The sequence below is a fragment of the Nocardioides sp. WG-D5 genome, from assembly GCF_054031175.1.
This window is the reverse complement of the sequence record NZ_CM132928.1, coordinates 4,206,077-4,232,023: the sequence shown is the minus strand read 5'-3', so window position 1 is coordinate 4,232,023 and position 25,947 is coordinate 4,206,077. Positions and strand designations below refer to the sequence as shown.

25 protein-coding genes are annotated in these 25,947 nt (G+C 71.1%); 9 read left to right on the top strand and 16 right to left on the bottom strand.

Annotated elements, in window-relative coordinates; all coding sequences use genetic code 11:
• Positions 1–3: 3 nt before the first annotated feature.
• On the bottom strand, positions 4–357 hold the full coding sequence (locus tag ACWZJV_RS20425) for a winged helix-turn-helix transcriptional regulator (RefSeq protein WP_196875275.1): 354 nt from the start codon (positions 355–357) through the stop codon (positions 4–6).
• 93 nt (positions 358–450) lie between these two features.
• On the opposite strand from ACWZJV_RS20425, the gene ACWZJV_RS20420 reads away from it, so the two are divergent.
• Positions 451–1,074, top strand: coding sequence for a malonic semialdehyde reductase (locus ACWZJV_RS20420; protein ID WP_196875277.1), 624 nt, complete (start codon positions 451–453; stop codon positions 1,072–1,074).
• 134 nt (positions 1,075–1,208) lie between these two features.
• The gene (locus ACWZJV_RS20415) at positions 1,209–2,675 is read left to right on the top strand and encodes an MFS transporter (RefSeq protein ID WP_457178236.1); all 1,467 of its coding nucleotides are present in this window, start codon (positions 1,209–1,211) and stop codon (positions 2,673–2,675) included.
• Between the two features lie 46 nt (positions 2,676–2,721).
• Here ACWZJV_RS20415 and ACWZJV_RS20410 read toward each other — a convergent pair whose 3' ends face one another.
• From ACWZJV_RS20410 to ACWZJV_RS20395, 4 genes are all read right to left on the bottom strand, one after another.
• The gene (locus ACWZJV_RS20410; RefSeq protein ID WP_231380388.1) at positions 2,722–3,150 is read right to left on the bottom strand and encodes a MazG nucleotide pyrophosphohydrolase domain-containing protein; all 429 of its coding nucleotides are present in this window, start codon (positions 3,148–3,150) and stop codon (positions 2,722–2,724) included.
• A complete protein-coding gene (locus tag ACWZJV_RS20405; RefSeq protein WP_196875280.1) occupies positions 3,147–3,728 on the bottom strand; it encodes an NUDIX hydrolase family protein in 582 nt (193 codons plus the stop codon). The genes ACWZJV_RS20410 and ACWZJV_RS20405 overlap by 4 nt, the downstream gene beginning before the upstream one ends.
• 60 nt (positions 3,729–3,788) lie before the next feature.
• Complete coding sequence (locus tag ACWZJV_RS20400; protein WP_196875281.1) at positions 3,789–4,181, bottom strand: PNPOx family protein; 393 nt, start codon at positions 4,179–4,181, stop codon at positions 3,789–3,791.
• 71 nt (positions 4,182–4,252) lie between these two features.
• Entirely contained in the window at positions 4,253–5,287 is a 1,035-nt protein-coding gene (locus ACWZJV_RS20395; protein WP_457178233.1) for an alpha/beta fold hydrolase, read from the bottom strand.
• 44 nt (positions 5,288–5,331) lie between these two features.
• On the opposite strand from ACWZJV_RS20395, the gene ACWZJV_RS20390 reads away from it, so the two are divergent.
• Positions 5,332–5,709, top strand: coding sequence for a hypothetical protein (locus tag ACWZJV_RS20390; protein ID WP_457178231.1), 378 nt, complete (start codon positions 5,332–5,334; stop codon positions 5,707–5,709).
• Between the two features lie 6 nt (positions 5,710–5,715).
• On the opposite strand, the gene ACWZJV_RS20385 is transcribed toward ACWZJV_RS20390, so the two are convergent.
• The 3 genes from ACWZJV_RS20385 to mfd are packed head-to-tail and all read right to left on the bottom strand — an operon-like array spanning position 5,716 to position 10,381.
• Positions 5,716–6,168: a hypothetical protein gene (locus ACWZJV_RS20385; protein ID WP_457178230.1), complete on the bottom strand. Its 453-nt coding sequence runs from the start codon at positions 6,166–6,168 to the stop codon at positions 5,716–5,718.
• Positions 6,128–6,727 (bottom strand): MarR family transcriptional regulator, encoded by a 600-nt coding sequence (locus ACWZJV_RS20380; protein WP_457178228.1) that lies wholly within the window; start codon positions 6,725–6,727, stop codon positions 6,128–6,130. Before ACWZJV_RS20380 ends, ACWZJV_RS20385 begins: the two co-directional genes overlap by 41 nt.
• A gap of 57 nt (positions 6,728–6,784) precedes the next feature.
• Positions 6,785–10,381 (bottom strand): transcription-repair coupling factor, encoded by a 3,597-nt coding sequence (mfd, locus tag ACWZJV_RS20375; RefSeq protein ID WP_196875286.1) that lies wholly within the window; start codon positions 10,379–10,381, stop codon positions 6,785–6,787.
• A 106-nt stretch (positions 10,382–10,487) separates the two neighbouring features.
• Here mfd and ACWZJV_RS20370 point away from each other — a divergent pair, with 106 nt between their 5' ends.
• Positions 10,488–11,498 (top strand): aldo/keto reductase, encoded by a 1,011-nt coding sequence (locus tag ACWZJV_RS20370; protein WP_008363633.1) that lies wholly within the window; start codon positions 10,488–10,490, stop codon positions 11,496–11,498.
• Here ACWZJV_RS20370 and ACWZJV_RS20365 read toward each other — a convergent pair.
• Both ACWZJV_RS20365 and ACWZJV_RS20360 read right to left on the bottom strand, forming a co-directional pair.
• Positions 11,455–11,898 (bottom strand): MerR family transcriptional regulator, encoded by a 444-nt coding sequence (locus ACWZJV_RS20365; RefSeq protein ID WP_008363632.1) that lies wholly within the window; start codon positions 11,896–11,898, stop codon positions 11,455–11,457. The genes ACWZJV_RS20370 and ACWZJV_RS20365 overlap by 44 nt on opposite strands.
• Before the next feature lie 43 nt (positions 11,899–11,941).
• Entirely contained in the window at positions 11,942–12,697 is a 756-nt protein-coding gene (locus ACWZJV_RS20360) for an SDR family NAD(P)-dependent oxidoreductase (RefSeq protein WP_008363631.1), read from the bottom strand.
• A gap of 61 nt (positions 12,698–12,758) precedes the next feature.
• Between ACWZJV_RS20360 and ACWZJV_RS20355 the strand changes: the two genes are divergently transcribed.
• Complete coding sequence (locus tag ACWZJV_RS20355) at positions 12,759–13,358, top strand: helix-turn-helix domain-containing protein (RefSeq protein WP_050801029.1); 600 nt, start codon at positions 12,759–12,761, stop codon at positions 13,356–13,358.
• A gap of 8 nt (positions 13,359–13,366) precedes the next feature.
• Entirely contained in the window at positions 13,367–14,248 is an 882-nt protein-coding gene (locus ACWZJV_RS20350; protein ID WP_008363629.1) for a M15 family metallopeptidase, read from the top strand.
• A 223-nt stretch (positions 14,249–14,471) separates the two neighbouring features.
• Here ACWZJV_RS20350 and ACWZJV_RS20345 read toward each other — a convergent pair whose 3' ends face one another.
• Together ACWZJV_RS20345 and ACWZJV_RS20340 are read right to left on the bottom strand one after the other, a co-directional pair.
• Positions 14,472–15,254 carry a siderophore-interacting protein gene (locus tag ACWZJV_RS20345; RefSeq protein ID WP_457178224.1) on the bottom strand — a complete coding sequence of 261 codons (783 nt, stop codon included), beginning with the start codon at positions 15,252–15,254 and terminating at the stop codon, positions 14,472–14,474.
• 50 nt (positions 15,255–15,304) lie between these two features.
• Entirely contained in the window at positions 15,305–16,027 is a 723-nt protein-coding gene (locus ACWZJV_RS20340; protein ID WP_008363627.1) for a low molecular weight phosphatase family protein, read from the bottom strand.
• Between the two features lie 304 nt (positions 16,028–16,331).
• On the opposite strand from ACWZJV_RS20340, the gene ACWZJV_RS20335 reads away from it, so the two are divergent.
• Genes ACWZJV_RS20335 through ACWZJV_RS20325 form a run of 3 tightly spaced genes read left to right on the top strand, consistent with a single transcriptional unit; the run spans position 16,332 to position 20,165 of the window.
• Positions 16,332–17,753, top strand: a complete 1,422-nt coding sequence (locus ACWZJV_RS20335) for a polysaccharide biosynthesis tyrosine autokinase (protein WP_008363626.1) — start codon at positions 16,332–16,334, stop codon at positions 17,751–17,753.
• A 2-nt stretch (positions 17,754–17,755) separates the two neighbouring features.
• Positions 17,756–19,144, top strand: a complete 1,389-nt coding sequence (locus ACWZJV_RS20330; RefSeq protein ID WP_457178221.1) for an O-antigen ligase family protein — start codon at positions 17,756–17,758, stop codon at positions 19,142–19,144.
• Entirely contained in the window at positions 19,137–20,165 is a 1,029-nt protein-coding gene (locus ACWZJV_RS20325; RefSeq protein ID WP_457178219.1) for an acyltransferase family protein, read from the top strand. The genes ACWZJV_RS20330 and ACWZJV_RS20325 overlap by 8 nt, the downstream gene beginning before the upstream one ends.
• Here the strand turns inward: ACWZJV_RS20325 and ACWZJV_RS20320 are convergent.
• The 4 genes from ACWZJV_RS20320 to ACWZJV_RS20305 all read right to left on the bottom strand — a co-directional run bounded on the left by ACWZJV_RS20320 (position 20,162) and on the right by ACWZJV_RS20305 (position 25,761).
• On the bottom strand, positions 20,162–21,049 hold the full coding sequence (locus tag ACWZJV_RS20320) for a glycosyltransferase family 2 protein (RefSeq protein ID WP_457178218.1): 888 nt from the start codon (positions 21,047–21,049) through the stop codon (positions 20,162–20,164). The genes ACWZJV_RS20325 and ACWZJV_RS20320 overlap by 4 nt on opposite strands.
• An 11-nt stretch (positions 21,050–21,060) precedes the next feature.
• The gene (locus ACWZJV_RS20315) at positions 21,061–22,689 is read right to left on the bottom strand and encodes a hypothetical protein (RefSeq protein WP_457178216.1); all 1,629 of its coding nucleotides are present in this window, start codon (positions 22,687–22,689) and stop codon (positions 21,061–21,063) included.
• A 24-nt stretch (positions 22,690–22,713) separates the two neighbouring features.
• Positions 22,714–23,337 (bottom strand): hypothetical protein, encoded by a 624-nt coding sequence (locus tag ACWZJV_RS20310; protein ID WP_457178214.1) that lies wholly within the window; start codon positions 23,335–23,337, stop codon positions 22,714–22,716.
• Between the two features lie 129 nt (positions 23,338–23,466).
• Positions 23,467–25,761, bottom strand: coding sequence for a hypothetical protein (locus tag ACWZJV_RS20305; protein ID WP_457178212.1), 2,295 nt, complete (start codon positions 25,759–25,761; stop codon positions 23,467–23,469).
• Positions 25,762–25,947: the final 186 nt, after the last annotated feature.

Here is a 25,947-nt window from a genome sequence, read left to right as displayed (position 1 = left end):
CGGTCAGTCTTCGGAGCAGTCGCCGGCCGGCAGGTGGGTGCCGGCCCACTCGGTGAGGGCGCCGAGGGTCGGCGCGAGCGCGGCACCGGAGCCGGTGAGCGCGTAGCGGACCGCCACCGGCGGGCCGGGGTCGACCTCGCGGGCGAGCAGGCCGAGGCCGGCCAGCTCGCTGAGGCGCTCGGAGAGCATCGAGTCGCTGATCCCGGCCACCGCTCGCTTGAGCTCGGCGAAGCCGAGCGGGCCCTGGGTCAGGCTGCCGAGGATCACGCCGTTCCAGCGCTTGCCGAGGAAGTCGAAGGCCCGCACGAGCGCTGCGTTGCACACCTGTGGATCGTGTGCGGGCTTCGTCGCGGGCATGCCTCCCAGCCTACAGGACTTGCCTGAATACTGAGGGACTACTATTTTCGAAGCAACCGGAATAATCCTAGTAACCACGGAGTTCAGAGCGACATGACCGAGACCACTGCCCTCGAGACCACCACCCTCGAGAAGCTGGACCCCCGCGGCCGCCAGATCGTCTTCACCGGTGCGCGCACGTCCAACACCTTTGCCGACACCCCTGTCACCGACGAGGAGCTCGCCGACATCTGGGAGCTCACCCGCTGGACTCCGACGATGGCCAACACCCAGCCGCTGCGGGTCGTGTTCGTGCGCACGGCCGAGGGCAAGGAGCGCCTGCTCCCGCACATCGCCGAGGGCAACGTCGAGAAGACGAAGGCCGCCCCGGCGACCGCGATCGTCGCCTACGACAACAACTGGCACGAGGAGATCCCCAACGTCTTCCCGATCCGCCCGGAGATGAAGGACTACTTCCACGCCGACGAGGACGCCCGCCACGGCGCCGGTGGCTGGTCCGCCGGCCTGCAGGCCGGCGCCTTCATCCTCGCCGTACGCGCGGCCGGGCTCGCCGCCGGCCCGATCGCGGGCTACGACACCGCGGGCGTCGACAAGGAGTTCTTCCCCGACGGCGACTGGACCGCGAAGATGATCGTCAACATCGGCCACCCCGGCGAGAACCCCTGGTTCGACCGCCTCCCCCGCGTCGACGCCGACACCGCCGTCAAGTGGGCCTGACCCGCTGACCTGCCCGGATGAGGCGCTCGCTTGCCGTCACGGCGAGCGAGCGCCTCTGTGTTTCCCGAGCGAGTGGTTCCATCACGGACGAAGTGGCCCATGGAACACAGTTAGCCAAGCTAAACTTTGCTTCGATGCCTTCGACCCACAGCCCCCGCCTCACGTTCGCGATCGTCGCCATCGGCGTCTGCTCCTACTCCCTGCTGCAGTCGGTCTCGGTGCCGACCATGCCGCTGATCCAGACCGAGCTGGAGACCGACCAGGCGACCGGGTCCTGGATCCTGACCGCCTTCCTGCTCTCCGCCTCGGTCGCGACCCCGATCATCGGCCGGATGGGCGACTCCTTCGGCAAGCGCAGGATGTACGTGTGGAGCCTGGCCGCCCTCACCGCCGGCGCTCTCCTCGCCGCCGCGGCGCCGAGCATCGAGGTGATGATCGGCGCGCGGGTCCTGCAGGGGCTCGGTGGCGGCACCTTGCCGCTGGCCTTCGCGATCCTGCGCGACGAGCTGCCCAAGGAACGCGTCGCCGGTGCGATCGCGGTGACCTCCTCGCTGCTCTCGATGGGTTTCGCTGCCGGGATCGTGCTGGCGGGGCCGGTCGCCGAGACGCTCGGATTCCGGGCGCTCTTCCTGCTGCCCGCGCTGGTCGCGGCCGCCGCCGCGGTCGGCACGCTGTTGATGGTGCCCGAGTCGCCGGTGATCACCCGTGAGTCGATCCCGGTGCTCCCCGCCGTGCTCCTCGCCGGCTGGCTGGTCGCGCTCCTCCTCGGGGTCAGCCAGGCGCCCTCGTGGGGCTGGACCGCTCCCGCCACCATCGGCCTGCTCGGCGCCGCCGTCGTCCTCCTGGCCGCCTGGATCCGGGTCGAGTGGACCGTACGCCAGCCGCTGGTCGATCTGCGTCTGATGGGCCGCCGCGGGGTCTGGACCGCCAACCTGGTCGCCCTGCTGATCGGCATCGCGATGTACGCCTCCTTCGGCTTCATCCCGCAGCTGACCCAGACGCCGTCGTCAGCCGGCTACGGGTTCGGCGCCTCGGTCACCGTCGCCGGCTACCTGATGCTCCCGACGGCCGTCACCTCGTTCCTGTGCGGACTGGTCAGCGCCCGGCTCGCCGACCTCATCGGGATGCGCCGCATCCTGGTCATCGGCGGCCTGCTCACCGCGGTCTCCCTCGCCATGGTCGCCTTCGTCCACGACGAGCCGTGGCAGATGTGCGTCGCCGCCGGGCTCTCCGGCTTCGGCACCGGCCTGGTCTTCGCGAACCTCGCCAACGCGGTCGTGGCCGCGGTGCCACCCGAGCACACCGGCGTCGCCACCGGGATGAATGCCAACATCCGCACCGTCGGCGGCACCATCGGGTCCGCGGTCATGACCTCCGTGGTCACCGCCCACACCCTGCCGTCGGGCTATCCGACCGAGCAGGGGTACGTCAACGGCTTCGGCTTCCTCACCGTCGTCGCGCTCGGCGCGGCGCTCGCGGCCATGCTCATTCCGCTGGCGCCGCGAAGGGTCGCCCCCGCCGGCCGAGAGGTCGCGTACGCAGGCCGAGACGTCGCTCCGGTCGGGCGAGAGGGCACCGAGATGCCCTGTCGGCCGACGTAGGCGACGCCTCGGCCGACGGGGGTGACGCCTCGGCCGACGGGGGCGCCTACTCGGCGGGGCGAGCGCGCTCTGCGGCCTTGGCCGCCGACCAGAGCTGCTCGACCTCTTCGAGGGTGTAGCGGCGACCCGACTCGGCCTCGGGGCCGAAGACGTGGGGGTTGCGGCGCTTCATCTTCTCGGTCAGGCCGGCGATGACGTCGTCCATCGTGAACTCGCCGGCCTCCTCGGCGATGGCGGCATGGAAGTAGACCTGGAGCAGCAGGTCACCGAGCTCCTCCTTGAGGTGCTCGGGGTCCTCCTCGGAGATGGCCTCGAGGACCTCGTCGGACTCCTCGCGCAGATACTGCGCCAACGACGCGTGGGTCTGCGACGACTTCCACACGCACCGCTCACGCATCAGCCGCATCAGGTCGAGGAACTCGACGAGCCCCTCCCCCGATGCGTACGTCCTGCCCTCGGCGTCGGCTGAGCTCAATCCAGCGCCCCGAACGCGCTCAGGCACTGCCGCAGCAGGGCGCCGCGGCCACCCTCCATGTCGCCGACGACCTCGTCGGAGGCCGCCTCGGCGGGCGTCATCCAGGACAGCTCCAGCGCATCCTGGCGCGGCTCGCACTCGCCGGTGACGGGGATGACGTAGACCAGCGAGACCGCGTGCTGGCGCGGGTCCTGGTAGCGCTCCCCGGGCCACGGGAAGTATTCGGCGACCGTCACCGGCACCGTGGTCAGCGGCAGGGTCGGGAACGCGACGGGTCCGAGGTCCTTCTCCAGGTTGCGCATCAGCGCGTCGCGGATCCGCTCGCCGTGCAGCACGCGGCCCGAGACCAGCGACCGGGTGATCGTGCCGGTCGTGGGCGACCCGCGCAGCAGCAGCCCGACCTCGGTGACGCGGCCGTCGGGATCGACACGAACGGGGACCGCCTCCACGTACAGGATGGGCACCCGCCCGCGGGTCTCGCCCAGCTCCTCCTCGGAGAGCCATCCCGGCTCGGTGTCCCACTCGTTGCCGAAGGGCTCCTCAGGGAAGGACTGCTCGCCGAACGCCTCCATGGTCATGCGTCGATCCTGCCAGACACAGGCGTACGCCACGGAGCAACGGCGCCGGAGTGTGGACTGTCACCGACGCAGAGCCAGGAAGCTGTCGGCCTTGAACACCTTCTCGACCATCCACCACGAGAACCCGTCGTAGTAGGGACGCGCCTCCTCGCGGCCGAGGATCCGCGGCTCGGTGGCGGCGTGGTCGCGTCCTTTCCAGGTGATCGTGCACTCGCCGGCCGCCAGCACGTTGCGGACCCAGTTGGTGCCCGGGCCCCACGGCAGCGTGATCACGAACTCGTCCTCGGTGTGCAGCAGGGCGACCGGGAGGCTCAGCGCTCGTCCGGTCTTGCGGCCGCGGTGGTGCACCACGGCCCAGAGCGGGAACAGGCGGCGCCCGGCCAAGGTCCGCACCATCGGGGCGGTCGCCTTCGCCATCCGCCAGGAGTCGTTGCTCGGGGTGATCGTCGTCATGGCTCCACTGTCCCGGGATACCCGGGGTCACCGCTTCCCGGAAGGTGCGCAGCGGAACTGACGGGTTCCCGTCAGTCGGCCCCGTTGCGGATGGCCCAGGCGGTGGCCTCGGCCCGGCTGCGTACGCCGAGCTTGCGGTAGAGGTTGGCCGCGTGCCGCTCGACGGTGTGCTCGGTGATGCCGAGGTCGCGGGCGACCGAGGCGTTCGTACGTCCCGTGGCGATCAGCCTCAGCACGTCCCGCTCGCGCGTGGTCAGTGCCGACAGACCCGGCGCGGGCGCCCCGCGGTGCACCTCGCCGGTCAGGAACCAGCGGCTCACCATCGCGAGGTCGCGGGCTCCGCCCTCGACGAAGAGTGTGGGGGTGCTGCCCTCGAGCTCGACCAGCCGTCCGTCGCGGACGCCGTCGGCCAGGCTCCGGGAAACCTCGACCGGGATCTGGCTCGCGGCCTGGCGGTGCAGCACCAGCGTCGGCGCCACGACCCGGTCGAGCAGCTCGCTGACGTCGAGACGGGCCGCCTCCGCGAACCAGTCGCGGGCGACCGCCGGGGTCGTGGCGGTGCGGAACGCCTCGGCCACCCGGCCGGCGTTCTCGCCCGAGCCCCAGCCGAGCCAGGCGGTCGCGGCGGCATCGGCGAAGAGGTCCCAGTCCTGCTCGACCAGCGACAGCAGCGCCTGCGTCTGCGCCGGGCTCATCGCGTCGCGCATCCGCGCCGCCCCGCCGAAGAGGAGCATCCGGTCGACGCGCTGCGGGTTGGTGGCGGCGTACGCCACCGCGGTCGCGACCGCGTGGTAGTAGCCGAGCAGGTTGACCCGGTCGGCGCCGACCGCCTCGATGACCGCCTCCAGGTCACGGATGTGTGCCTCGAGCCCGAGGTCGCCGGCTCGGCGGTCGGAGGAGCCGGTGCCGCGGCCGTCGTAGAGCACGAGGGTCAGGTCCTGGCTCAGCCGCTCGTAGGCCATCCGCAGCGCCGGCACCCGCCACTGCGCCCTGATGTTGCTGAGCGAGGGCATCCAGATCGTCACCGGCCCGCTGCCCACGGTCTGATAGGCGATCGCGATGTCGTCGCTGGTCTGCGCGTAGCGCACCTCTGGCTCGCCGGTCACGCCGCCCATTCTTGCGCCTGGGACGCATGAGTAGCGTCGGTGCCATGAACCGAGTGCTCCTGATCGGGCTGGCGCCCGAGGCAGTCGACCTCTCCGACGCACCGATCGACCTGGCCACGTTGAAGGAGCGGATCGCTGTCGGCAACGCTCAGGTCGCCGACGCCGGCTACGACGCGCTCCCCTGCGAGATCGGCACCGATGTCTCCACCGCGTCCGCGCAGGTGCGCGCGGCGCTCGAGCAGCAGGCCTGGGACATCGTCATGATCGGCGGCGGGATCCGGGCGATCCCAGCTCACACCGAGCTCTTCGAGGCGATCGTCAACCTGGTTCACGAGCTCGCGCCCGAGGCCCGCTTCGCCTTCAACGCCGGCCCCGACACCACCCTCGAGGCGCTGCGCCGGGTCGCCGACGGCAGGAGCTGACCCGGCTCAGGCCGCGAGCCGCTCCACGGCGGCGTCGTAGAGCGTCTGCGCGGCCTCGGCGGCCGCGTCGGCGGCGGCGACGGTGACCGGCTTGCCGAGGTAGTTGTTGGCGTTGCGGTCCAGGCGCATCACGTCGTAGTGGATGGCCGCGTCGCGCGGGGGCGGGGTGTCGAAGACGGCGGCGAGGAACCGGCCGACCTTGACGTGGCCACCGGCGCCGTACGTCGTCTTGTAGCCGTAGGCGGCGAGCATGGCCTCGCCGACGTCGTGAGCTGCCTTGTAGGCGAGGTTGTAGCGGTTCTCGGTCCGGGTGACGTTGGGGACGTCGGCAAGGGCCGACTCCGCGCCGCCGAGGAAGGCGCGGGCCTTCTTCTCGTCGGGTCGCACCGCGCGCAGGGCGCCGGAGCGTACGAGTGCGTCAACCGTCTTCTGCTGCGCCGGGGTCAGCGGCAGGGCCATCCGGTCCTCCTCCGTAGATCTCGATCACCGGGCTGGCCCGGACCTCCTCGAGGAACCCGGTCTGCTCCTCGGCCTCCTCGGGACTCATGATCGTCGGGTTGACGATCCGCCCGACGCTGTCGGAGACCTCCCGGCAGACCTCGTAGACCGCTCGCACGTCGGGCGTGCCGATCACCATGAGATCGATGTCGTTGGGCGGCGGGCCCGGCTCCCCCTTCGCCCGGGCCGCGAAGGACCCGAAGATGAACGCGCGCTCGATCCCGTCGAGACCTTCGAGGGCCTCCCGGAGCAGCACGGCCGGGCCGGTCACGGTCAGCAGGATCTCCCGCGTCGGCGCGAGCAGTGGGCTCTGCTCGTTGCCCTTCACCAACCGGGTGCGGCCCACGCGGCGGTCGGCGAGGAGGCCGGCGTCGAGCAGCCGGGCGACCTCGCGGTGGACCGTCGGATAGGGCAGGCCGACGCGCTCGGCGAGGTCGGTCATGCTCAGCTCCTCCCCCGGGAGCAGCAGCTCCGAGAGCAGCAGCGCCTGCGCCTCCGACCGGAACAGAGGCGCGAGCACCGGAGCCTGACTTCTCACAAAATGGATAATAACCTCCATTTTGTGGATATGTAACCCCTACGTGAGCGGGTCGATGATCGCGTCGATGACGACCCGGGCCCAGTCGAGGAGGTCGGGACCGTCGAGGGGCTTGGCCGGGAAGCCGGAGGAGACCGGGCGCGGCACCATGATCGTCTCCAGCTGCGGCTTGACCAGCGACTTCGGGTACATCCGGTTGAGCCGGACGACGCGGGAGTCGGGCAGCGTGACCGGGTGGAAGCGCACGTTCTTGCCGGCCAGGGTGACCTCGGAGACGCCGGCCTGGCGGGCGCGGGCGCGGAAGCGGGCGACCTGGAGCAGCGAGGAGACCTCCGTCGGCGGCTTGCCGTAACGGTCGAGGAGCTCGGCAGCGACCGACTCGACGTCCTCGTCGGAGCGCACCTCCGCCAGGCGCTTGTAGATCTCCAGCCGGAGCCGCTCGGAGGGGATGTAGTCGTGCGGGAGATGCGCATCCACCGGGAGCTCGATGCGTACCTCGTTGAGCTCCTCGGCGGCACCGTCGGGGCCGGCCTTGAACTCGGCCACGGCCTCGCCGACCAGGCGTACGTAGAGGTCGAAGCCGACGTCGGCGATGTGGCCGGACTGCTCGCCACCGAGCAGGTTGCCGGCACCACGGATCTCGAGGTCCTTCATCGCGATCGCCATGCCGCCACCGAGGTCGGAGTGCTGCGCCAGGGTGGCGAGGCGCTCGTGGGCGGTCTCGGTCAGCGGCTTCTCCCCGGGGTAGAGGAAGTAGGCGTAGGCGCGCTCGCGGGAGCGGCCGACGCGGCCACGCAGCTGGTGGAGCTGGCTCAGACCGAGGGTGTCGGCACGCTCGATGATCATCGTGTTGGCGTTCGACACGTCCAACCCCGACTCGACCAGCGTGGTGCACACCAGCACGTCGAACTCCTTCTCCCAGAAGTCGACCATCACCTGCTCGAGCTGCTTCTCGTTCATCTGGCCGTGGGCGACCGCGACCCGCGCCTCCGGCACCAGCTCGCGGATCCGGGCGGCGGCCTTCTCGATCGAGTTGACCCGGTTGTGGATGTAGAAGACCTGACCCTCGCGGAGCAGCTCACGACGCACCGCGGCGACGATCTGGCGGTCCTCGTAGGCACCGACGTACGTCAGGACCGGGTGTCGCTCCTCGGGCGGCGTGGTGATCGTGGACATCTCCCGGATGCCGGTGATCGACATCTCCAGGGTGCGCGGGATCGGGGTCGCGGACATCGACAGGAAGTCGACGCTCGTGCGCAGGCGCTTCATGGCCTCCTTGTGCTCGACGCCGAAGCGCTGCTCCTCGTCGATGATGATGAGGCCGAGATCCTTGAAGCGTACGTCCTTGTTGAGCAGCCGGTGGGTGCCGACGACGATGTCGATGGTGCCGTCGGTGAGGCCGGCCATGACCTCGGCCGCCTCCTTGTCGGTCTGGAAGCGGGACAGCCCGCGCACGTTGACCGGGAAGCCCGACATCCGCTCCATGAAGGTCGACAGGTGCTGGGAGACCAGCAGTGTCGTCGGCACCAGCACGGCGACCTGCTTGCCGTCCTGGACCGCCTTGAACGCGGCCCGCACCGCGATCTCGGTCTTGCCGTAGCCGACGTCGCCGCAGACCAGCCGGTCCATCGGCACCGGCCGCATCATGTCCTGCTTGACCTCGTCGATCACGGCGAGCTGGTCGGCGGTCTCCTGGAAGGGGAAGGCGTCCTCGAGTTCGCGCTGCCAGGGGTTGTCGGGGCCGTACTGGAAGCCCTTGGTGGCCTGCCGGGCGGCGTAGAGCTTGATCAGCTCGGCGGCGATCTCGCGGACCGCCTTGCGCGCGCGGGCCTTCCGCTTCTGCCAGTCGGCGCCGCCGAGCCGGTCGAGGCTGGGCTGCTCACCACCGACGTAGCGAGTCACCTGGTCGAGCGCGTCGGCCGGGACGTAGAGGCGGTCGGGCGGCGCGCCGCGCTTGGAGGCCCCGTACTCCAGGACGAGGTATTCGCGGGTCGCGCCCTGCACCTCGCGCTGCTTCATCTCGATGAACTGGCCGACGCCGTGCTGCTCGTGGACGACGTAGTCGCCGGGCTTGAGCTCGAGCGGGTCGATCTGCTTCTTGCGCCGCGCGGGCATCTTCACCATGTCGCGCGTCGAGGACTTCTGGCCGGAGATGTCCTCCCCGGTGAGCACCACCAGCTGGTTGGCCTCGTCGAAGAAGCCGTGGGTGAGGCGGGCGTGGATCACGGTGACGGTCTTGTGGACCGGCTTGGCGGTCTCCTCGTCACCTTCTGCCAGGCGAGCCGGGACGTCACGCTCCCCCAGCGCCTCGACCGTACGCTGCGCCGTGCCGTGGGCGGGCTGGACGACGACCACGCGGCAGCCGTCGTCGCGCCAGCGCTCGATGTCCGCCATCGCCGCAGCGGTGTCGCCCCGGTAGGCCTTCGCGGGCTGCCAGTCGATCTTGCGGACCGGTACGCCGACGACGTCGGGATCGGCGAGATCGGACTCGCCGTCGTCGAGACCGAACGGGCTGACCGACCACCACGGCTTGCCCTGCGCGATGGCGTGGGCACGTACGTCGGCGAGGTCTCGGTAGGAGGCGGCGGAGAGGTCGATCGGGGCGACTCCGCCGCTGGCCGCGGCGGCCCAGGAGGCACCGAGGAACTCCTCGGCGGTGGCGACCAGGTCGTGGGCCCGGCTGCGGATCCGCTCGGGGTCGAGGAGCAGCACGTGGCTGTCCTCGGGGATCAGGTCGATCAGCAGCTCCATGTCGTCGACGAGGGCGGGTGCGAGCGACTCCATGCCCTCGACCGCGATCCCGGCGGCGATCTTGTCGGTGAGCTCGATCAGCGTGGGGTGGTCCTCGCCCAGCTTTCGCGCCCGGTCGCGGACCTCCGGTGTCAGCAGGAGCTCGCGACACGGCGGCGCCCAGAGGCGTTCGGTGGCCCCGCCGTGCTCCTCGGGGATGGCGCGCTGGTCGGCGACCGCGAAGTGGCGGATCGAGTCGACCTCGTCGCCCCAGAACTCGACGCGGACCGGGTGCTCCTCGGTCGGCGGGAAGACGTCGACGATGCCGCCGCGGACGGCGAACTCGCCACGCTTCTCGACCAGGTCGACGCGGGAGTAGGCGGCGTCGGCGAGCTTCACGACGACGTCGTCCAGGCTCACCTCCTGGCCCTTGATCAGCTCCACCGGCTCGAGGTCGCCCAGGCCCTTGACCTGCGGCTGGAGCACGCTGCGGACAGGGGCGACGACGACCTTCAGCGGCCCGTGGGCGCCGTCGGCATCAGGGTGGCGGAGGCGACGGAGCACGGCGAGCCGGCGCCCGACCGTGTCGCTGCGCGGGGAGAGCCGCTCGTGGGGCAGCGTCTCCCAGCTCGGGTAGTAGGCGACCGAGTCGGGCGGGAGCAGGTCGGTGAGGTCGCTGACCAGATCCTCGGCCTCACGCGAGGTCGCGGTGACGGCGAGGACGGTGCGCTCCTGGCGTACGAGACCGGTGACCACGAAGGGGCGCAGCGCCTCCGGGCCGGTGACGTCGAGCGCCAGCATCCGGCCGCCCTTGGCCTCCGCCATCACCTCGCTCAGGGCGGCATCGCGCAGGACGAGATCGGCGAGCGGGGCGAGGATCACGGGTGACTCCAAAGTGATGGGCATGCACGAGAGCCCCCGGCCGGAGAGAACAGGGGGTGCGGCACCAGTCTAGGAGACGGCCGTAAAGACGTTTGACTTCGAGCGCGCGCGAAGCCAGAGCGTGGAAGACATGCGATACACGACCATCGGATCAGGCGCCGGGTCCCGGCGCGTCAGCAAGCTCGCGCTCGGTGTGATGCGGTTCGGCACCGACACGGACATCGAAACCTCGTACGCGATCCTCGACCGCTTCGTCGAGGCCGGCGGCACCTTCGTCGACACCTCCAACAACTACGCCTACTGGGCCAACGGCACCCAGGGCGGCGAGAGCGAGACGACGCTCGGGCAGTGGCGCCGCGACCGCGGGATCGGCGACGAGCTCGTCATCGGCACCAAGGTCGGCGCGCGCCCGACGGACGTCGTCGAGCGGGTCGAGAACGGCTGGGAGAACCAGCGCGACCGCCGCTGGGAGGGCTTGGCCCCGGAGAACGTACGCGAGCAGGCCGACCGCTCCCGCGAGCGCCTCGGCGTCGAGCGGCTCGACCTCTACTACGCGCACGTGCCGGACATGAACGGCGTGCCGCTGGAGGAGTACGCCGCCGGCTTCGCGGCCCTGGTGAAGGACGGTGTCATCGGCCAGTTCGGGCTCAGCAACCACTGGTCCTGGCAGGTCGAGCGGGCGCGGGCGGTCAACCCGGAGGCGGCGCGGCCGAGCGTGCTGCAGTATCACCACACCTACCTGCGGATGCGCACCGACATCCCCGACCGGCGACTCTCGGTCGACGGCGAGATCGGCGTGGCCGACGCCTCGCTGCTGGCCTACCTGCGGGCGACGCCGGGACTCACGCTGGTGGCCTATACGCCACTGCTCAGCGGCGCCTACACGAACCCGTCGAAGCCGCTCGACCCCGCCTACGACCACCCGGGGACGACCGCCCGGCTGGCGGTGCTCGACGAGGTCGCCGCCGAGACCGGCGCGACCCGCAACCAGGTCGTGCTGGCCTGGATGCTCGGCGACGCGCTCCCGGTCATCCCGCTGGTCGGGGCGTCGTCGGTGGCCCAGCTCGACGAGAGCCTGGCAGCGATGGACCTGGAGCTCAGCGAGGAGCAGCGGGCTCGCCTCGACGCTGCTGGGCGATGAGCTCGGCGTCGGGGTCCGTCTCGCCCACGGCCGCCGCGTAGTAGGCGACCTTGAACTCGATCGCGTCCAGATGGGCGGCCGTCTCCTCCAGCTGCGCGCGCACCCGGTCGCGGTGTGCGCGCAGCAGGGCGAGGCGCGCCTCCTCGTTGCCGCCACCGTCGCGGACCATCTCGGCATAGCGACGGATCTCCCGGATCGGCATCCCGGTCGAGCGCAGCCGGGTGATCAGTGTGATCCAGCCGAGATCGTCCTCGGTGTAGGCGCGGTGGCCCGAGCCGTTGCGGCCGACGCCGAGCATCAGCCCGTCGCGCTCGTAGTAGCGCAGCGTGTGGGCGGTCAGGCCGGTCCGCTCGGCCACCTCGGCGATGCTGAGTCCGTTGCTGTGCACCTGCGACGTCATGACTCCAGTGTCCTGGTTGGAGTGCACTCGAAGTCAAGACGATTCAGAGGGCCGAGCCGCCGGTCACGTCGAGCGTCTCCCCGGTGACCCAGCGCGCCCGGGGCGAGGCCAGGAACCCGACGGCGTCGGCGACGTCCTCCGCCGTGCCGATCCGGCCGAACACCGACAGCGCCTCGGCCTGCGCCCGCGGCCCGGGCAGGTTGATCCAGTCGGCGTTGATGTCGGTCTCGATCACACCGGGAAGCACCGCGTTGACGGTCACGCCGCGTGCGGCGAGCGGCGCCGCCAGGGAGCGGGTGAGGTTGTTGATGCCGGCCTTGGAGGCGGCGTACGTCAGGTGGGTCGGCGCCGCCACCCGGGTGTATCCCGTCGACACGTTGACGACCCGGCCACCCTCGCGCAGACGCGGCGCGAGCGCCTGGGTGAGGAACATCGGTGCGATCAGGTTGACCTCGAGCACACGGCGAGCGGTGTCCGGGTCGAGCTCGTGGAGCTCCTGGTTGCCGTTGATGCCGGCGTTGTTGACCAGGATGTCGAAGCCGTCCTCCTCGGCGAGCGCCGCCCCGGCCCAGGCCGCCGCGACGTCCGCGGCCGCCTGCGCGCCGTCCTTCCCGAGGTCTGCCTCGATCAGGACCGCCCGCGCCCCGGCGGACTCGACCAGCCTCGCGGTCTCCTCGGCGGCCGCCCGGTTCGAGCCGTAGTGGATGCCCAGCAGGCCGACGCCGTCGGCGGCGAGACGTACGGCGATGGCGCGGCCGATGCTGCGTGAGGCGCCGGTGACGAGAGCGTTGCGGGTCATCTCGTGCTCATTTCTGTAGCAGTCGCTAAATAACTTGGTACGGGATAATGTAGGGATCACTATGGAAATGCGCAAGGCCTCCCGCGGACGACCGCGCTCCTTCGACGAGGACGCGGTGCTCGATGCCGCGATGCGGGCGTTCTGGGAGCACGGCTACGAAGGCACGAGCGTCGCGACGCTCGAGGCCGCGACCGGCTTGAAGGCGCCGAGCCTCTACGGGGCGTTCGGCTCCAAGGAGGCGCTCTACCAGTCGGCACTCGAGCGCTACGCGCGCGAGCACGGCGCGGTGCTGCGGCCCGACGGACCCGTCCGCGAAGCGGTCGCGGAGTTCCTGCTCGACGCGGCCGACCGGTTCAGCGAGGGCGGGCTGCCGGCGGGCTGCATGATCTCCACGGCCGCGCTCGGGGTCGGCGCCGCTCAGCGCGGGGTCGCCACCCGCCCGGCCAGGATGCGGGCGCAGACGCTCGCCGGGATCGAGCAGCGGCTGCGGCGTGCCGTCGACGAGGGTGAGCTGCCCGCGGAGACCGACGCCGGCGCTCTCGCCCGCCTGGTCGGAGCCGTGATCCAGGGCATGTCGGTGCAGGCGATCGACGGCGCGTCCCGTGCCGATCTGCGTGCCCTCGCCACGGTCGCGATGAACGTCTGGCCCACAGCGGGTTGAATGGAGCGGTGAGAACCCGCACGTACTCCGCCGCGCTGGCGGCCCTCGCGCTCGTGCTCGCCGCCTGTGGCGTGGCTTCCGAGGCCGGGCCCGCGCCGAGCCCGACGGTGGACGCATCGAGATCGGTGTCGGCGGAGCCGTCGCCCAGCGACGTACCGTCGTCTTCTCCGGTGGTCCCGAAGCCGGGGTCGGTGCCGCCGCCGTGGCTCGGCACGCGGGTGCTGAAGGAGGACGCGCAGGGCTACGGGATCGCCCGGCCGACGCCGCCGGAGCTGCGTCACCGGGCGTGGACGCTGCCGGACGTCGTGCCGATGCTGCCCGGCGACGGGTTCGCCGCCGAGGTCGACGTCGCCCCCGACGACGTGATCGAGCGCTCGACCTGGGTGCCGGGATGCCCGGTCTCACGCCAGCAGCTGGCGTGGGTTCGCATGACGTTCTGGGGCTTCGACGGTGCCCGCCACACCGGGGAGATGCTGATCAACGCCCGGGTCGCCGAGGACGTCGTCGGGGTCTTCCGGCGTCTGTACGAGGCGCGCTTCCCGATCGAGCAGATGGACATCGCCACGAAGGCCGCGCTGGACGCGCCACCGACCGGCGACGGCAACGGCACCGGCGGCTTCGTCTGCCGCCCGTCGGTGGGCCAGACCTCGTTCTCCCAGCACGCCTACGGCCTGGCGATCGACATCAACACCTTCCAGAACCCGTACGTCAAGGGCGACCGCGTCATCCCCGAGCTGGCCCGCTGGTACCTGAACCGGTCCCGGAAGGCGCCCGGGATGATCCACGCCGACGACGTCGTCGTCCGGGCGTTCGCCGACATCGGCTGGGAGTGGGGCGGCGACTGGAACTCGCTGAAGGACTACCAACACTTCTCTGAGAACGGCACCTGAGACCCCGCCGACTCGGCGCAACTGTCCCAAGATCAACGGCCGACCCGGCACGTCTGCCCCGAAATTCAACGCCGAGTCGGCGCAACTGTCCCAGGCGGCCGGTGAGACAGACGCGCCGACTCAACCCTCTACGACGGGGCAGTCGCGCCGGGTCGACCGCTTCCGGCGGGACAGACGGGCCGGGTCGACCGCTTTCGGCGGGGCAGATGCGCCGAGTCGGGGGTCAGACGGACTCGGCCGCGGCGAGCTCTCGCTTCCACTCGCGGAAGGTCTCCTCGGTGCGGCCGCGGCGCCAGTAGCCGGAGATGGAGAGGTCGGCCTTCGGGACGCCGCGCTCCTTGAGGAGGTAGGGGCGGATGCCGTGCATGGTGACCGCGGCCTCGCCGTGGACGAAGGCGTGGACCCGGCCCTCGAGCCAGGGCAGCTCGCGGATCGCGGTGACGAGGGGCTGCTCGTGGCCCTCGGCGTCCTCGGCGGCGTGGTGGGCGTGGCCGCCGGTGACCAGCCAGGTCACCTCGACGCCGTCCGGGTGGTCGAGGGGCTGCTCGTGGCCGGTGGCGGGGACGTCGATCACCGCGTAGCCGCGGGCGTCGGCCGGCAGCGCGGCCAGGGCCGCACGGATGGCGGGCAGGGCGGTCTCGTCACCGGCGAGCAGGTGCCAGTCGGCCTCCGGGTCGGGCGCGTAGGCGCCACCCGGGCCGAGAGCCGTGAGGGTGTCACCGGGCTGGGCCGCGGCGGCCCAGGGGCCGGCGTAGCCCTCGGTGCCGTGGACGACGAAGTCGATGTCGAGGGTGCCGTCCTCGACCGAGGGGTTGAGGGCGGTGTAGGTGCGCAGCACCGGGCCGTCCGCCTGCGGGAAGGCCAGCTTCACGTAGCGGTCGGTGAACACGCTCGACGAGAAGGCACCGAGGTCCTCGGAGCGGAAGCTCACCCGGATCATCGTCGGACTCAGCCGCCGGGTGGCGGTGACGACGAGGACGGTCTCAGGCTTCGCGGGACGGTTCATGTAGGCAACCCTAACTTGCTATCCAATCAGCCACGGTGAACAAGCCGCGGTCAGCCCACCGACCGGTTGGACTGCGTGGAGTGCGTCGGGTGGATCGGCCGGGGCTGGGTGGTCTCGACCGGCTCGGCGGGCGCCGGGATGACCGGGGCGGGGCGCTGGGGCTTGCTGACCAGCGAGAGGCTCGGCTCGAGCACCCGCAACAGCGTCTCGACGTGGCCGCGCGCCTCGGTCACCAGCCGCCGGGCCTCCCGCGGCGACCGCTTCCGCAGGTCGACGAGGTCGTCGTCGGCCGGACGGCGGACCCGCCGGCGGGCTCTCTGCAGCGGCGCGAGCTGGACCAGCGTACGCAGCCGGGTGGCCGCGTCCGCCTCCGAACCGGCGGGCCCGCCCAGGGCGGTGCGGCCCAGCAGGTCGCCGAGCGCGGCGATCTCGACGAGCGTGAAGGTGCGCTTGACCGCCGACGGCACGAGTCGGGCGACCTCGCTGCGATGGGAGCGCTCGGCGGTGATGATCAGGTCGGCGCTCTCGATGTCGTCGACGTCGAGCGGGTAGGCCTGGTGCCGGGTCAGCCGGGTGCCGGCGAGAGCCACCTCGGAGGCGATCATCGGGTCCATCTCGTAGCCCTCGAGCGCCTCGCTGCCCGCCGAGATCACGTTGATGCCGTGGCGCGCCAGCCCGCCGATCTGGCCGACACCCTCGCGGAGCATCGCCTCGATCGCCGGCGATCGTCGTACGTTCCCGGTGCAGACGACCAGGATCGTCGCGGTGTCCATGCCTGCCTACCTTCGAGTCGTCTGACGATTCTGGAGCGTGGAACCGCACGTCCACGCGGCCAACCCCCGAACGTGACGAACAGACATTACGCAGTCGGCGTACGGCCCCCGAAACCGACGGGGGATCAATCCCCCATTTGGGGGAACGGGCCGGACACTCGGCCCTGTCATCCCCAGAATCGGGTGAGGATGTGCGATGGCCCCGCGGACCTGCCCTGACGGCGCCACCCATTGCCTCGGGCTCCGCTTCGGCGGATGAGCCGCGGACGAGCAGCCTGGCAAAGACATCGGACGGAGTGACCTGTTGGACCTGCGCGACTATGTCGCTGCCCTGCGCAAGCGCTGGTACATCGTCGCTGTGCTCGCGATCATCGGTGCCGGCGTGGCGTTCGCCCAGGCGCACGCGAGCCCGCCGCAGTACCGGGCGCAGAGCACCGTCTTCGTCTCGATCGCCCGCGGCGCGACCACCCAGGAGCTGGTCCAGGGCTCGACCTTCACCCAGGACATCGTCCAGTCCTACGCCAAGCTGGCCACGATGCCGGTGGTGCTCGACCAGGTCATCTACGACCTCGACCTCGACACCACGCCCAAGGCGCTGGCCGAGCAGATCACCGCGGAGAACCCGCTCGACACCGTGATCATCGAGATCGACGCGGTGGCGACCACCAGCACCGGTGCCTCCGACCTCGCCAACTCGGTCGCCGACGAGCTCACCACCACGATCACCAACCTCTCCCCCAGCTCCAACAAGAAGGCCGCGGTCGAGGTGACCGTGGTCGCCCGCGCCGACCCGCCGGAGGAGGCGTTCGCGCCGCGTACGCGGCTGGCCGCTCTGGTCGGGTTCACGGCCGGCTTCGGGCTCGGCGTCGCGATCGCCGTGGTCCGCGCGCTCCTCGACACCCGGGTCCGGACCGCGGCCGAGATCGAGCAGCTCACCGACGTCGGGCTTCTCGGGGCGATCCCCCGGCGCCGGGGCCAGCGGCGCTCACGCGGCGCGGTGACCGCCATCGACCCGCACAACGTCGCCGCCGAGGCCTACCGGCGGCTGCAGACGAACCTGCAGTACCTCGACGCCTCCTCCCCCGTCCGCTCGATCGTCGTGACCTCCTCGATCGGCGGTGAGGGCAAGTCGACGACGTCGATCAACCTGGCGCTGGCGATCGCGGAACAGGGCCAGCGTGTGCTGCTCGTCGACGCCGACATGCGCCGCCCGGCGGTCGCCGACTACTGCGGTCTGGAGGGGGCGGCCGGGCTGACCACGGTGCTGATCGGCAAGGCCGAGCTCGACGAGGTCGTCCAGGTCTGGGGCGACGCCAACCTGCACGTGCTCACCATGGGCGAGATCCCGCCCAACCCCGCGCAGCTCATCGGCTCGCCGCGGATGGCCGACCTGCTGGAGGAGGCGCGCGCGAGCTACGACGTGGTCATCCTCGACTCCCCTCCGCTGCTCCCGGTCGCCGACGGCGCGATCCTGTCCCGCCTGACCGACGGTGCCCTGGTCGTCGCCAACTGCCGCACCATCCACCGTCCCCAGGTCCTGGAGGCCATCGACAGTCTCGAGACCGTCGACGCCCGCTGCCTCGGCATCGTCGCCAACCAGGTCCGCGACACGGCTGCGCACACCTACTACGGACAGCCCGAGCAGGGCTGGCTCGCCCGCCTCCTCTCCGGTTTCGTACGTCCCCGGGAACCGCGCCAGCAGGGCTACCCCGCCGCCGGGAGCTGAGCATGGCCGTCGCGACGGCGATCCGGGTCCGCACCGGGCACACCGGGCGCACCGGGCGCCCCGGGCGCACCCAGGTCGCCGAGCGCACCGGCTGGGAGGTGCTGACCGCTCTCCTGGCCGGGGCCGCGGCGTTCCTGGCCGGCACCGACTTCGACCTCGTCCGTGGCCTCACCGTGGGCGGACTGATGGGCGCGGCCCTGGCGCCGGTCTGGATCCGGGAGGCGGGCCGCTATCGCGGGGCGGCGCTGGGCGGCGTACTGCTGCTTGCCTGCTTCGTCTCCGCGCTGGCGCTCACCACCTGGCGCTCGGCGACGCATCCGCCGACCGAGGCGGGTGTGCTGTTCGAGCTGTTCCCGGTCGTCTCGGCCGTGATGTGCGTCGGGGCGCTGCTGTGGGGGCAGCGCGTGCTCTCACCGGGGATCGTGGTGTGCCTCTACGCGCTCGGCTCGTTCATGACCGCGCCGCTGGGGTCCAGGTTCGCCGAGGAGCCGTGGCGGTTCGGGTTCGCGATGCCGTCGACGATGTTGCTGCTGGGAGCCTGCCTGCTCATCCGGCGACGTCCCCGCAAGCGGCTCCTCGCCGACATCACCGCCCTCGGGGCCCTCACCGCTGTCACGGCGCTGTCCGGGGCCCGGTCGATGAGCGCGTTCCTGATCATGACCGCCGTGCTGCTGCTGTGGCAGCACCGGCCCAGGACGGCGAAGCGCACCACCTCCGCGCTGCTCTCGCTGGTGCTGGTGGGCGCGCTGGGCTTCGGGCTCTACCGGGCGCTCGAGGGTGCGGCGCTGGACGGCTACCTCGGCCAGTCGGCGCAGGAACGCACCCAGGAGCAGACCCAGGCCGCCGGATCTCTCATCCTCGGTGGCCGGCCCGAGATCGGGGCCACGGTCGCGCTGATGCTGCACGAACCGCTCGGCTACGGCGCCGGCACCATGGCCACGCCGACCGACATGCAGGCCGCGAAGCAGGGCATGTCCCGGCTGGGCTACGACCCCGACAACGGCTACGTCGAGCACTACATGTTCGGCACCCGGATCGAGGTGCACTCGCTGATCGGCGACCTCTGGGTCTGGTTCGGGCTCGCCGGGCTGGTGCTGTCGGGGTGGCTGCTGTGGCTCGCCACCATCTATCTGGGCCGCAGCATGGCTCACCGCACCGGCACCGCGCTGGGCCTCTTCCTCGCCCTCCAGCTCGGCTGGAACCTCTTCTTCGGCCCGATCATCAGCTCGCTGCCGCCGCTCGCGCTCGCGCTCGGGGTGTTCCTGCTGCAGCGCAAGGAAGCCGATCAGGCCCCGCCGATGCCGCTGCGGCCGCAGCTGCCCCGGCGCCAGGGCCGTCACGGCCAGCGCGCCCGCCGTCGCTATCTCGCCGGAGGTCCGCAACGTGCGTGAGAGCTGGATCGACTCCGCACGCGGCCTGGCGATCGTCCTGGTGGTGCTCTTCCATGCCGTGATCAACCTCGACCTGGTCGGCCTCGCCGGGCCGTGGTCTCGGCTGGCCTACACCCTCGACACCTTCCGGATGCCGCTGTTCTTCTTCCTCTCCGGCCTCCTCGCTCCCGCACTGCTCGCCCGCCCGCTGCGGGAGGTGCTGCGCACCCGCTGTCTGAACCTGATCTACCTCTACCTGCTGTGGTGCCTCCTGCTCGGCGCCTTCCGCGCGCTCCTGCCGCACTCGCCACCGGGTGGGGTCGCCGCGGTCGCCCGGGTGCTGGTCGAGCCCAACGTCTACCTCTGGTTCCTCTACTCGCTGTGCCTGTTCACGCTCGTGGGCTGGCTGACCCGCCGGCTTCCCGCGTGGCTCGTCGTCGGCACCGCGCTGATCGTCTCCGCGGTCTTCGCCGCCGGGCTGGTCTCCACCGGCGACGTCCCATGGGACAAGACGTTCCGCTACTGGTTCTTCTTCGTGCTGGCCTCCCGCGCCGCCCCCAGGGTGCGCTCGGTCGTCCCGCGGATGCGGGCGGTCCACGTGGTCGGGCTGGGGGTGGCGTACGTGGTGGTGCTGGGGTTCTTCCTCTACGTCGCCGACGACCGGATCATCTTCGTGCGGCCGATGCTGGGCCTGCTCGCGGTGGCCGCCGGCTGCGGGCTCGGGGTGATGATCGCCCGGATCCCGGCTCTCGGTTTCGTACGCCACCTCGGCACCCGCACGCTGCCGATCTACGTCGTCCATGCCTTCCCGATCACCGCTGCCGCGGCCCTGCTCACCGGCCGCGACGTCGACTGGCCGCCGGGCGCAGGTCTGGTGGCCGTGCCTCTGCTGACCCTGGTTGCGATCCTGCTCGCGCTGACTCTCGACCGGCTCATCACCGGCCGCGTCCGGGGCATCTTCGACTTCCCGATCCCACGCTGGACGGCCAAGCGCGATCTGGCGATGCCACCAGCCCCCGCCGGTCGAGGCGGCGAGCGCTAGCGGGCGTACTCGGACACGTGGGAGCCCCAGGCACCGCGGAGCATGCCGAGGCCGCGAAGGAGGGTGCGGGTGCCGCGTGCATGGTGGGGCTGCGAGCCGGTCAGGCGGCCCAGGACGAGACGGGCGGAGCCGCCGAGCACGCGGACGAGGCCGCGAGCGGTGGCTCGCAGCCGGGCGAGCGGGCGGCGACCCGACGGAGCGAGGTGGACCTGCACCCGGGAGTCGGAGTTGCCGATACGGGAGGCGCGGGCGCGTACCCACTCCCGGGTCGCCCGGTCCGCGGGCACCAGGTCGTGCACCGGGGCCTCGTCGCACCACACGATCCGGCCGCCGGCGGCCGACAGCGTGCGGGTGAAGACGGTGTCGGAGCCACCGGAGAGCCCGAAGCCCAGGTCGAAGCGGAGCTCGCCGACCTGAGTCATGTCGAGCAGGAGGTTGTTGGTCGCCGCGGTGGTGACGACGGTGCCGGTCGGGTGCCGGAGGCGCCGGAAGAAGCCACCCGCCTCGATCCACGGGTCCAGCGGCCCGTCGAAGTAGGAGACCACCGGCCCGACCACGGCCGCGGCGCCGGTCTCCTCCCAGCACGCGAGCAGGGTCGGCAGCCACTTCTCCGAGGGCTGCTCGTCGTCGTCGATGAAGACGACGACCGCCTCGGGACCGGCCTCGTCCAGAGCCCGGTTGCGGGCCGCGGCGATGCCGGGGGTCGGCTCGTGCACATAGACGACGCGTACGTCCCCCGCGGCTGCCTCCGCCACGGCGGAGGCAGCGCTGGGCTGCTCGTCGTTGTCGATGACGAGCAGCCGCGCGTCAGGGACCAGATCGAGCTGGGTCCGGAGCATGCCGACCGCCTCGGCCAACCCCTCGGGGCGCCGATAGGTGAGCATGCAGACCCAGATCATCTGATCGTGACCGTCACCCAGTCGGAGCGGGAGATGTTGCCGAGCGGGTCCACCGCCTCGATCTTGTACTTCTGCGACGAGCCGCTGGTGCGGCCGGTGTCGGTGAAGGTCATCGCGGTGTGCTTCCAGAACGGGGCCGAGACCTTCACGGTCTTGATCGGCGTGGAGTCGAGCGAGCCACGGTAGAGCTTGTAGGTCACCGCCGCGTTGTCCTTGTCCGGGTTGCCCGGCCACTTCAGCGTGGCCTTGCCCGCGGAGGGCGAGGAGCCGGTCAGCGCCCACTTCGCGCCCTTCAGCGTCGGCCCGACCTTGTTGGGGGCGACATCCTTGACGGCGAACCGCACCAGGCCCTGCTGGGCGACGCCGTTGACCTTGAGGAACTCACCGCCGTACAGCACATAGCTGGCGTTGGCGGTCACGGTCCAGGTCGACTGCTGGGCGCTGGTGTAGGTGCCGTTCGTCCACTTGGGGTACCACTCCAGGAACTCCGGCCGCGGGGTGCCGGGGTGGTCGGGGTAGCCGTACTTGTCGTCGGCGATGTTGGTGCCGCGTACGTCCTGGGTGGTGGCGGTCGAGTGATACCAAGCCCGTGGCTTGGTCTCCGGGAAGCCGCCGGAGGTGTCGCAGCCGTGCTTGTGGCTGGCCTGGTAGACCGTCTTGGCGGTCGGCCAGACGGCGTAGGTGTCACCGTGGCAGTCCTCGAGCCAGGTCAGCTTGCCGGTGGCCCAGTCGGCCTTGAACGAGCCCTCGAGGTTGCCGGAGCCCGCGTAGTTGTAGCCGGTGCCGTAGAAGCTGGTGCCGTCGGACTCGAGCGAGAGGATCGCCGACTCGGTGCCGCCGTTGCGGACCTCGTCGTTGACCGGCAGCGCCAGCGAGCTGCCCGAGGAGACCTCGAGCCGAGCCAGGCCGAAGCCCGGCTTCGAAGAGCCGTTGACGCTGGTGAACGCCCCGCCGATCACGATCTTGGTGCCGTCGGAGGAGACCACGATGTCGTTGACGTTGCCACCGGCGACCTTCGGGTTCATCGGCAGCAGGCCGGTGCCCGTGTCGCCGGGCTTGACCGCGGCCACCTTCGTCCGCGCCGTCTTGTCGGCCGAGGTGAACACGCCGCCGTAGAAGACCGCGCCGGCCGTCGCCGCGACGGCGTTGGTGGTCGAGTTGAAGATCGGCCGGAAGCTCGTCGCCTTGCCGGTCGCGAGGTCGATCGCGGCGGCCCGGTAGCGGTTGACGCCGTCGACCTGGGTGAAGCCGCCCGCGACGTAGAGCAGCTTCTTGTCGGGCGAGAGCGCCATGTCCTTGACCTGGCCGTTGAACGTCGGCGCGAAGGTGGTGATCAGCTTCCCGGTGGAGAGCCGGTAGGCGAGCATGTTGGACCGCGGCGTCTCGCTGGTGCCGGCCGCAGCACCCGCCGGCCGGGCGGAGGTGAAGCTACCGCCGACGTAGACGATGTCACCGACGATCACCTGCTTCCAGGCGACGCCGTCGATCTGGACCGTGGGAAGGACGTCGGCCGCGACCGTCGTCGGCAGGTCGGTGTCGGTCGGCGCGGTGTCCGCGGAGGCGGAGGTCGTCGCCAGGGTCAGGCTCGTTGCCACGAGCACCAGCACAGCCAGGATCGGCTTCATCACATCTCTCATCGTGGGGGAGGTCTATCGCTGGGGTCGGCCCTTGAAGACCACCACGTCGGCGCCGTTGCCCAGATCGAGCTCGACGCGTACGGGACGGGCTTCCTCGGGGATCTGGAAGACATAGGTGCCTGTGGCCGACTCGCCATCCGCGACCGAGGCCGGGAACGGCACCTCGCCGTCGGAGGCGACGCTCACCGCCGGGGTGCGCTCGCGGCCGTAGTAGGCGTTGACCACACCGAGCGCCAGGTCGAGCTTCTTCCCGGTCTGGTTCTTCACCTTCACGGTGATCGCGAGCGCCGGACCACCGATCTCACCGGGCAGGCTCGCGGTGGCCTGGACGGAGTCGATCCTGGCCAGCCGGGCGGTGACGCCCGGGGCCGAGGTCGCCTCGGCCTTCAGCCCGACGGTGCGGTTGTCGCCCGACGGCTTCCCCGGCTCGGTCTCCTCGGACTCGGAGGACGACGCGGACTCCTTCTCCGACGGGCTGGCCGTCGCAGAGGGCGCGGCGGCCACCGTCGAGTCCGACCCGGCGGTGGCCGGGCCGGACGAGCTGCGCACGATGAGCACGACCGCGACGCTCACGAGGACGACGGCAGCGACAGCTGCCGCGACGTACATCCTCGAACGCGGGACTTGACTGAGCATGGGGGATCTTCCGCGGGCGGGGTCGGACAAAGACATCTGTTCAAAGACGTTGCATTGAAGCCCACGTCCGACGCCCGCGGGGGGATCCGCACGCCTACTCCCCAAGATCGGGTACGTGCGGAGCCAGGCCTACGGCTCGATCACCTTCAGATCGTCGTAGCTGACCTCCACCGGCGTGGTGCCGATCGTCGAGGAGCCGAAGCCGCGCAGCATCACGCCGCCGGGGACCTGGTTGGCCGCGGTCGAGTCCGAGAGCTCGTACGTCCAGCCCGACGGCTCCGCCGAGCCGGCCGGCCACACCTTGGCGCGCGCGGTCGTGGGGGCAGTGCCGGTGACCTGGAGGCGGACCTTCAGCCGGTCGCCGGCGGCGACGCTCAGGCCCGGGACGACGTTGGCGCCGACGACCGGGGTGCCGCTGCGTACGAGGTGGAGGCCGACGGTGCCGTCCGGGTTGAACCGGAGCCGCGAGGCGTAGTGGTCGGTGCCGGAGACGCGGGCGCCGAGGATCGACCAGACGTAGCCGGCGTCGGGGAGCCGGGAGACTCCGACGCTGACCGTCGCGTCGACATCGCCGGCCGAGACCTCCTGCAGGCGGGACTCGGTGGTCCCGCTGGCGGTGACCGCGTGGCGGCCGCGACCGTCGGAGACCGAGAAGTTGCCCGCGGTGCCGGTGGTGCGGGTCCAGGTGCCGCCGGTGTCGGCCGTGCCCCAGCCGCTCGTCTCGGCACGCCCGAAGGCGTCCGCGGCGACGATGCCCTCGACGGGCGGTGCCGGCTCGCCGGCGACGTCGACGACGACCCACTCGGTGGGCGACTGGTTGCCGAAGGCGTCCTCGGCGACGACGCGGTAGCTCTGGGTGGTGCCCGGCGGCGCGGCGGTGTCGAGGAAGCTCTGCGTGGTCTGCTTCCAGAACGCCGCGGTGACGGCCTTCGTGTGGATCGGAGCGTCGGCCGATGCCCGGTAGACCTTGTAGGTCACGGTCGCGTTGTCCCGGTCGGCGTTGCCGGGCCAGATCAGCCGGACCTGGCCGTCGGCGGGCGAGGTGGCGGTGAGCCCGAAGTCGGTGCCGGACAGGGCCGGACCGACGTCGTTGGGGGCGATGTCCTTGACCGCGAAGCGGACCAGGCCCTGCTGGGCGACCCCGTCGACCTTGAGGAACTCGCCGCCGTAGACGACGTAGTCGGCGTTGGCCGTCACGGTCCAGGGCGCCTGGTTGGCGCCGGTGAAGGTGCCCGGGGTCCACTTCGGGTACCACTCCAGGAACTCCGGCCGCGGGGTGCCGGGATGGTCGGGGTAACCGTAGATGTCGCGGGTGTTGGTGCCGCGTACGGACTGGGTGACCGCGGTGGAGTGCTGGAAGCTGCGCGGGCTGGTCTCCGGGAAGCCGCCGGAGTTGCCGCAGTAGTGCTTGTGGCTGGCCTGGTAGACCGTCTCGGCGGTCGGCCAGATCGAGTAGGTGTCGCCGTGGCAGTCCTCGAGCCAGGTCAGCTGGCCGGTTGCCCAGCTGGCCTTGAAGGAGCCCTCGAGGTTGCCGCCGCTGCCGTAGTGGTAGCCGCTGCCGTAGAAGCTGGTGCCGTCGCTCTCCAGGGCGAGGATCGCGGAGTTGGCGCCACCGTTGCGGACCTCGGTGTTGACCGGGAGCGCCAGCGACGCCCCGGTGGCGACCTTGATCCGAGCGAGGCCATAGCCGGGGCTGGACCAGCCGTTGACCCTCGTGAAGTTGCCGCCGATCACGATGTCGGCGCCGTCGGGCGAGACCACGATGTCCTGCACGGAGCCGTTGGAGACGGTCGGGTTCATCGACAGCAGGCCGGTGCCGGTGTCAGTGGGGCTGACGGCCGCCAGCTTCGTACGCGCGGTGTTGTCGGCGGAGGTGAACACGCCGCCGTAGAAGACCGCGGTGGACGTGGCCGCGACCGCGTTGGTGGTCGAGTTGAAGATCGGCCGGAAGCTGGTTAGTGCACCCGTGGCCAGGTTGATCGCGGCGCCCCGGTAGCGGTTCACACCGTTGACCTGGGTGAAGCTGCCGGCGACGTAGAGCAGGGACTTGTCGGGCGAGAGGGCCATGTCCTTGACCTGGCCGTTGAAGCTCGGCGCGAAGCCCGGGATCAGCTCACCGGTGGAGAGCCGGTAGGCCAGCATGTTGGCGCGCGGGGTCTCGTTCGTGCCGGCCGCGGCGCCCGCCGGACGAGCCGAGGTGAAGCTGCCCCCGACGTAGACGGTGTCACCGACGATCACCTGCTTCCAGGCGACCCCGTCGATCTGCACCGTCGGAAGTACGTCGGCCGAGACCGTCTCCGGCAGCTCGGGGTCGACCGGAGCCGTGTCCGCCGTCGCCCCTCCCGACATGACCAGGCTGCTCACCCCGAGAACAGCTGCGGCCGCCCCAGCCGCAAGCAGACGCCACTCGTGAATCCGCGTCATCATCCATCCCTGCACAAGGCGGCCACCTCGGCCGCGACACGGCAGTGTCGCGGACATCCGCAGCCATCTGCCCGTCAATCGCCCTCCCCATCCCCTGAATCGGGTATGTGTTGGACCCAGACGCCCAACCCGCGCAAACTGCGTGGTGCAGACTCCAGCAACGTCAGTAGGCTGCACAGTCCACAG

What these genes read in the sequence shown, in the direction of transcription:
- ACWZJV_RS20365 (WP_008363632.1), bottom strand. Translation starts at nt 11,898, where the DNA reads ATGACGTCGCAGGTGCACAGCAACGGACTCAGCATCGCCGAGGTGGCC.
- ACWZJV_RS20390 (WP_457178231.1), top strand. Translation starts at nt 5,332, where the DNA reads ATGAACCGAGTGCTCCTGATCGGGCTGGCGCCCGAGGCAGTCGACCTC.
- ACWZJV_RS20340 (WP_008363627.1), bottom strand. Translation starts at nt 16,027, where the DNA reads ATGGACACCGCGACGATCCTGGTCGTCTGCACCGGGAACGTACGACGA.
- ACWZJV_RS20320 (WP_457178218.1), bottom strand. Translation starts at nt 21,049, where the DNA reads ATGCTCACCTATCGGCGCCCCGAGGGGTTGGCCGAGGCGGTCGGCATG.
- ACWZJV_RS20425 (WP_196875275.1), bottom strand. Translation starts at nt 357, where the DNA reads ATGCCCGCGACGAAGCCCGCACACGATCCACAGGTGTGCAACGCAGCG.
- ACWZJV_RS20315 (WP_457178216.1), bottom strand. Translation starts at nt 22,689, where the DNA reads ATGAAGCCGATCCTGGCTGTGCTGGTGCTCGTGGCAACGAGCCTGACC.
- ACWZJV_RS20415 (WP_457178236.1), top strand. Translation starts at nt 1,209, where the DNA reads ATGCCTTCGACCCACAGCCCCCGCCTCACGTTCGCGATCGTCGCCATC.
- ACWZJV_RS20310 (WP_457178214.1), bottom strand. Translation starts at nt 23,337, where the DNA reads ATGCTCAGTCAAGTCCCGCGTTCGAGGATGTACGTCGCGGCAGCTGTC.
- ACWZJV_RS20420 (WP_196875277.1), top strand. Translation starts at nt 451, where the DNA reads ATGACCGAGACCACTGCCCTCGAGACCACCACCCTCGAGAAGCTGGAC.
- mfd (WP_196875286.1), bottom strand. Translation starts at nt 10,381, where the DNA reads ATGCCCATCACTTTGGAGTCACCCGTGATCCTCGCCCCGCTCGCCGAT.
- ACWZJV_RS20355 (WP_050801029.1), top strand. Translation starts at nt 12,759, where the DNA reads ATGGAAATGCGCAAGGCCTCCCGCGGACGACCGCGCTCCTTCGACGAG.
- ACWZJV_RS20405 (WP_196875280.1), bottom strand. Translation starts at nt 3,728, where the DNA reads ATGACCATGGAGGCGTTCGGCGAGCAGTCCTTCCCTGAGGAGCCCTTC.
- ACWZJV_RS20305 (WP_457178212.1), bottom strand. Translation starts at nt 25,761, where the DNA reads ATGACGCGGATTCACGAGTGGCGTCTGCTTGCGGCTGGGGCGGCCGCA.
- ACWZJV_RS20370 (WP_008363633.1), top strand. Translation starts at nt 10,488, where the DNA reads ATGCGATACACGACCATCGGATCAGGCGCCGGGTCCCGGCGCGTCAGC.
- ACWZJV_RS20345 (WP_457178224.1), bottom strand. Translation starts at nt 15,254, where the DNA reads ATGAACCGTCCCGCGAAGCCTGAGACCGTCCTCGTCGTCACCGCCACC.
- ACWZJV_RS20330 (WP_457178221.1), top strand. Translation starts at nt 17,756, where the DNA reads ATGGCCGTCGCGACGGCGATCCGGGTCCGCACCGGGCACACCGGGCGC.
- ACWZJV_RS20400 (WP_196875281.1), bottom strand. Translation starts at nt 4,181, where the DNA reads ATGACGACGATCACCCCGAGCAACGACTCCTGGCGGATGGCGAAGGCG.
- ACWZJV_RS20385 (WP_457178230.1), bottom strand. Translation starts at nt 6,168, where the DNA reads ATGGCCCTGCCGCTGACCCCGGCGCAGCAGAAGACGGTTGACGCACTC.
- ACWZJV_RS20360 (WP_008363631.1), bottom strand. Translation starts at nt 12,697, where the DNA reads ATGACCCGCAACGCTCTCGTCACCGGCGCCTCACGCAGCATCGGCCGC.